The organism is Gardnerella rara (assembly GCF_055452355.1).
This window is the reverse complement of record NZ_JBVBJP010000007.1, coordinates 1-5,569: the sequence shown is the minus strand read 5'-3', so window position 1 is coordinate 5,569 and position 5,569 is coordinate 1. Positions and strand designations below refer to the sequence as shown.

The window sequence follows — 5,569 nt, the reverse complement described above, 5'->3', positions numbered from 1 at the left end:
GGCTGGTGTGGTGGTGGTTTGAGAACTCAAGAGCGTGTCTGTACTACTTATTAGTTAATTATTGCCAGTTCATTGTCAGCCTCACAGATTGTGGGGTGCCTGAGAGATGGTTAAATGATGGTGAGGTTTTTTGTTGGGATGTTCTTTCCTTAAAGAATGTCTCGTCTTTTTCTTTTATATTGGAGCCTTATGTTGGCTCTTCATTGAAGTTTTTCGTGGAGGGTTCGATTCTGGCTCAGGATGAACGCTGGCGGCGTGCTTAACACATGCAAGTCGAACGGGATCCGACCAGCTTGCTGGTTGGTGAGAGTGGCGAACGGGTGAGTAATGCGTGACCAACCTGCCCCATGCTCCAGAATAGCTCTTGGAAACGGGTGGTAATGCTGGATGCTCCAACTTGACGCATGTCTTGTTGGGAAAGTGTTTAGTGGCATGGGATGGGGTCGCGTCCTATCAGCTTGTAGGCGGGGTAATGGCCCACCTAGGCTTCGACGGGTAGCCGGCCTGAGAGGGCGGACGGCCACATTGGGACTGAGATACGGCCCAGACTCCTACGGGAGGCAGCAGTGGGGAATATTGCGCAATGGGGGAAACCCTGACGCAGCGACGCCGCGTGCGGGATGAAGGCCTTCGGGTTGTAAACCGCTTTTGATTGGGAGCAAGCTTTCGGGTGAGTGTACCTTTCGAATAAGCGCCGGCTAACTACGTGCCAGCAGCCGCGGTAATACGTAGGGCGCAAGCGTTATCCGGAATTATTGGGCGTAAAGAGCTTGTAGGCGGTTCGTCGCGTCTGGTGTGAAAGCCCATCGCTTAACGGTGGGTTTGCGCCGGGTACGGGCGGGCTAGAGTGCAGTAGGGGAGACTGGAATTCCCGGTGTAACGGTGGAATGTGTAGATATCGGGAAGAACACCAATGGCGAAGGCAGGTCTCTGGGCTGTTACTGACGCTGAGAAGCGAAAGCGTGGGGAGCGAACAGGATTAGATACCCTGGTAGTCCACGCCGTAAACGGTGGACGCTGGATGTGGGGCCCATTCCACGGGTTCTGTGTCGGAGCTAACGCGTTAAGCGTCCCGCCTGGGGAGTACGGCCGCAAGGCTAAAACTCAAAGAAATTGACGGGGGCCCGCACAAGCGGCGGAGCATGCGGATTAATTCGATGCAACGCGAAGAACCTTACCTGGGCTTGACATGTGCCTGACGACTGCAGAGATGTGGTTTCCCTTCGGGGCAGGTTCACAGGTGGTGCATGGTCGTCGTCAGCTCGTGTCGTGAGATGTTGGGTTAAGTCCCGCAACGAGCGCAACCCTCGCCCTGTGTTGCCAGCGGGTTATGCCGGGAACTCACGGGGGACCGCCGGGGTTAACTCGGAGGAAGGTGGGGATGACGTCAGATCATCATGCCCCTTACGTCCAGGGCTTCACGCATGCTACAATGGCCGGTACAACGGGATGCGACATGGTGACATGGAGCGGATCCCTTAAAACCGGTCTCAGTTCGGATCGTAGTCTGCAACTCGACTACGTGAAGGCGGAGTCGCTAGTAATCGCGAATCAGCAACGTCGCGGTGAATGCGTTCCCGGGCCTTGTACACACCGCCCGTCAAGTCATGAAAGTGGGCAGCACCCGAAGCCGGTGGCCTAACCCTTTTGGGATGGAGCCGTCTAAGGTGAGGCTCGTGATTGGGACTAAGTCGTAACAAGGTAGCCGTACCGGAAGGTGCGGCTGGATCACCTCCTTTCTACGGAGTTTTTGTGCACGCTCGGTTGAGTGTGGTTACTGGTGTGGAAAACAATAGTTAACGTTTTGTGTGAGTGTGTTGGGCATGCTTTTGGGTTCCCGGATTGCCACCCCCCTTTTGTTGGGGTTGCGGTCCTAGCCCTTGGATTACAGGTTGAGGCTTTATTGTTTTTGGCTTGTGTTCTTGGTGTTTGGTGGTTTGAGAACTGGATAGTGGACGCGAGTAAGAATAGTGAGACTATTTTTGGTTTTGCTTGTTTTTACTTTTATCAATTTCAACCGGCTCCATTTTGGTGGAGTCGCTTGATCGTTTTGTGATCGTTTAGTGTGATGATTTATTGTCTAGAGAGTTAAGCGATAGGCTTTTTACTGGTGTATCACTGGTAAGGGCGTATGGTGGATGCCTTGGTAGACAGGACCGATGAAGGACGTGACGGGCTGCGATATGCCTCGGGGAGCTGCCGAGTGGGCTTTGATCCGAGGATTTCCGAATGGGGAGACCCGGCCACTGTTATGGGTGGTCACCACAGTTTTGTGGGGGGTACGCAGGGAAGTGAAACATCTCAGTACCTGCAGGAAAGGATACTCCGTGAGTAGTGGCGAGCGAAAGCGGATCAGGCTAAACCGAGTACGTGTGATAACCGTCAGGTGTTGCGTATTCGGGGTCGTGGGATTGACTGTTCAGCCTCTGACGGGGTTGAGAAGAGTGATAAAACGTCGTGTTATGTGAATGGGATTGAATTCCCAGCCGTAGAGGGTGATGGCCCCGTAGCAGGTCGTGCGATGTCTCTTTATGTTTATTCCCAAGTAGCGCGGGCCTCGTGGAATCCCGCGTGAATCTGCCCAGACCGTTGGGTAAGCCTAAGTATTCCTGTCTGACCGATAGTGTACTAGTACCGTGAGGGAAAGGTGAAAAGCACCCCGGGAGGGGAGTGAAATAGTTCCTGAAACCGTGCGCTTACAATCCGTCGGAGCCTTCTTGTGGGGTGACGGCGTGCCTATCGAAAAATGAGTCTGCGAGTCAGTGGTATGTGGCGAGGCTAACCCGGGTGGGGGAGCCGTAGCGAAAGCGAGTTTTAAAAGGCGTTTTAGTCGCATGTCCTGGACCCGAAGCGGGATGATCTAGCCCTGAGCAGGTTGAAGCGCGGGTAAGACCGTGTGGAGGACCGAACCCACCTAGGTTGAAAACTGGGGGGATGACTTGGGGTTAGGGGTGAAAGGCCAATCAAATTCCGTGATAGCTGGTTCTCTCCGAAATGCATTTAGGTGCAGCGTCATGTTATTGCTTACAGGGGGTAGAGCTACTGGATGCTTGCGGGCCCATACCGGGTACTAATAGCAGCCAAACTCCGAATACCTGTTAGGTTTATCATGGCAGTGAGTCGGCGGGGGATAAGCTCCGTCGTCAAAAGGGAAACAGCCCTGATCGTCGTCTAAGGTCCCGAAGCGCGTGCTAAGTGGGAAAGGATGTGGAGTCGCATAGACAGCCAGGAGGTTGGCTCAGAAGCAGCCATCCTTGAAAGAGTGCGTAACAGCTCACTGGTCTAGTGGTTCCGCGCCGACAATGTAGCGGGGCTTAAGCACGCCACCGAAGACGCGGCTGCGTGATTTTTTCACGCGGGGTAGGAGAGCGTCCTGTAAGGGGTGAAGCGGCCGTGTGAACGTGTCGTGGACTTTACGGGAGTGAGAATGCAGACATGAGTAGCGAGAGACAGGTGTGAATCCTGTCCGCTGAATGACTAAGGGTTCCGGGGCCACGTTCGTCGTCCCCGGGTGAGTCGAGTCCTAAGGCGAGGCCGACAGGCGTAGTCGAATGGATGAACGGGTTGATATTCCCGTACCGGTGTTACACCGTTCGAACTGAATCTGAGAGTACTAACCTTGATTATTCTGGTTGATTGCCTTTCGGGGTTTTCAGCTGGTTTGGTTTTGGGACTGTATCGGTAGTAGGTTAGCGTGGGAGTGACGCGGGTAGGTAGCCGGCTGCGGAGGTGGTTTTCCGTGGCTAAGCGTGTGGGCTGTCTCCTAGGTAAATCCGGGGGATGTTTAAGCTGAGGCGTGATGGGTAGGCCGTATGGCTGATTCCGGTGATCCTGCTTGCCGAGAAAAGCTTCAACGTGAGGTGTGATTCCGCTCGTACCCTAAACCGACACTGGTGGTCTGGTAGAGTATACCGAAGCGATCGGGCGAATCCTGGCCAAGGAACTCGGCAAATTACTCCCGTGCCTTCGGCATAAGGGAGACCCCTGATGGTGATGTTTTTTACATGCGGAGCTGTTGGGGGTGGCACAAGCTAGGGGGTAGCGACTGTTTACCAAAAACACAGGAGCGTGCGAAGGCGTAAGCCGCTGTATACGCTCTGACGCCTGCCCGGTGCCGGAAGGTTAAGAGGATCCGTTAGCTTCGGTGAAGCGGTGAATTTAAGCCCCGGTAAACGGCGGTGGTAACTATAACCATCCTAAGGTAGCGAAATTCCTTGTCGGGTAAGTTCCGACCTGCACGAATGGCGTAACGACTTCCCCACTGTCTCGGCCAGGAGCCCGGCGAAATTGCAGTACGAGTAAAGATGCTCGTTAAGCGCAGAAGGACGAAAAGACCCCGGGACCTTTACTATACCTTGGTATTGTCGTTAGGTGTGGATCGTGTAGCATAGGCGGGAGGCTTTGAAGCGTGGGCGCTAGCTTGCGTGGAGTCAACAAGTGAAATACCGCTCTTTCCATATCTGGCGTCTAACCTCGACACGTTATCCGTGTTAGGGACAGTGCCTGGCGGGTAGTTTAACTGGGGCGGTTGCCTCCTAAAGAGTAACGGAGGCGCTCAATGGTCCGCTCAGCCCGGTTGGCAATCGGGTGTTGAGTGTAATCGCACAAGCGGGCTTGACTGTGAGACTGACGGGTCGAGCAGGGACGAAAGTCGGAGATAGTGATCCGGTGCCGGCGTACGGACGTGGCATCGCTCAACGGATAAAAGGTACCCCGGGGATAACAGGCTGATCATTCCCAAGAGTCCATATCGACGGGATGGTTTGGCACCTCGATGTCGGCTCGTCGCATCCTGGGGCTGGAGCAGGTCCCAAGGGTTCGGCTGTTCGCCGATTAAAGCGGCACGCGAGCTGGGTTCAGAACGTCGTGAGACAGTTTGGTCTCTATCCTCTGCGCTCGTTGGAATGTTGAGGAGACCTGCCCATAGTACGAGAGGACCTGGGTGGACGAACCTCTGGTATGCCGGTCGTCACGCCAGTGGCGCCGCCGGTTAGCTACGTTTGGAAGGGATAACCGCTGAAAGCATCTAAGCGGGAAGCCTGCTCCAAGATTAGCATTCCTTGCACTTTGTGTGTGAGCCCCCATGTAGAACACGTGGTTGATAGGCTGGATGTGGAAGCCCTGTAAGGGGTGGAGCTGACCAGTACTAATGGGCGATTGTGATACTACTTGTATTGCTTATCGTTTAATTCTCTTAGATAGTATGGAGTGTTAAACGGTCATATTATGGTCATGTTGTTGATTTTGATGATTGTTCTTCTTGTTTGCTCGCGTTCATGTCCGGTTCCCAAACCGCCAATTTGCCACTCGCTGGTTTGCGAGTGTATAATCTAGTTTTGCGGTGGTCATGGCTCAGGTGAGACGCCCGGTCCCATTCCGAACCCGGAAGCTAAGGCCTGACACGGTGAGGGTACTGCACTCGATAGGGTGTGGGAGACTAGCACGCTGCCGCATTATTCTTCTAGCGGGGAACTTAATTGTTCCCCGCTTTTTTATTATTCATGATTAGGTTATTGTGCCCGTGTTTGTTCCCTTTTTTGGGGTTTTGGTAAACAAACACGGGCAAAAA

At 53.9% G+C, this 5,569-nt stretch carries 3 rRNA genes; all 3 read left to right on the top strand.

What is annotated here, in order from left to right:
* Nucleotides 1–212 precede the first annotated feature (212 nt).
* Nucleotides 213–1,739, top strand: a 16S ribosomal RNA gene (locus ACZ0NX_RS06205).
* Between the two features lie 372 nt (nt 1,740–2,111).
* Nucleotides 2,112–5,169: ribosomal RNA gene (locus tag ACZ0NX_RS06200) — 23S ribosomal RNA — on the top strand.
* A 168-nt stretch (nt 5,170–5,337) separates the two neighbouring features.
* A 5S ribosomal RNA gene (gene rrf, locus ACZ0NX_RS06195) occupies nt 5,338–5,454 on the top strand.
* Together the 16S, 23S and 5S rRNA genes form the textbook arrangement of a ribosomal RNA operon.
* Nucleotides 5,455–5,569: the final 115 nt, after the last annotated feature.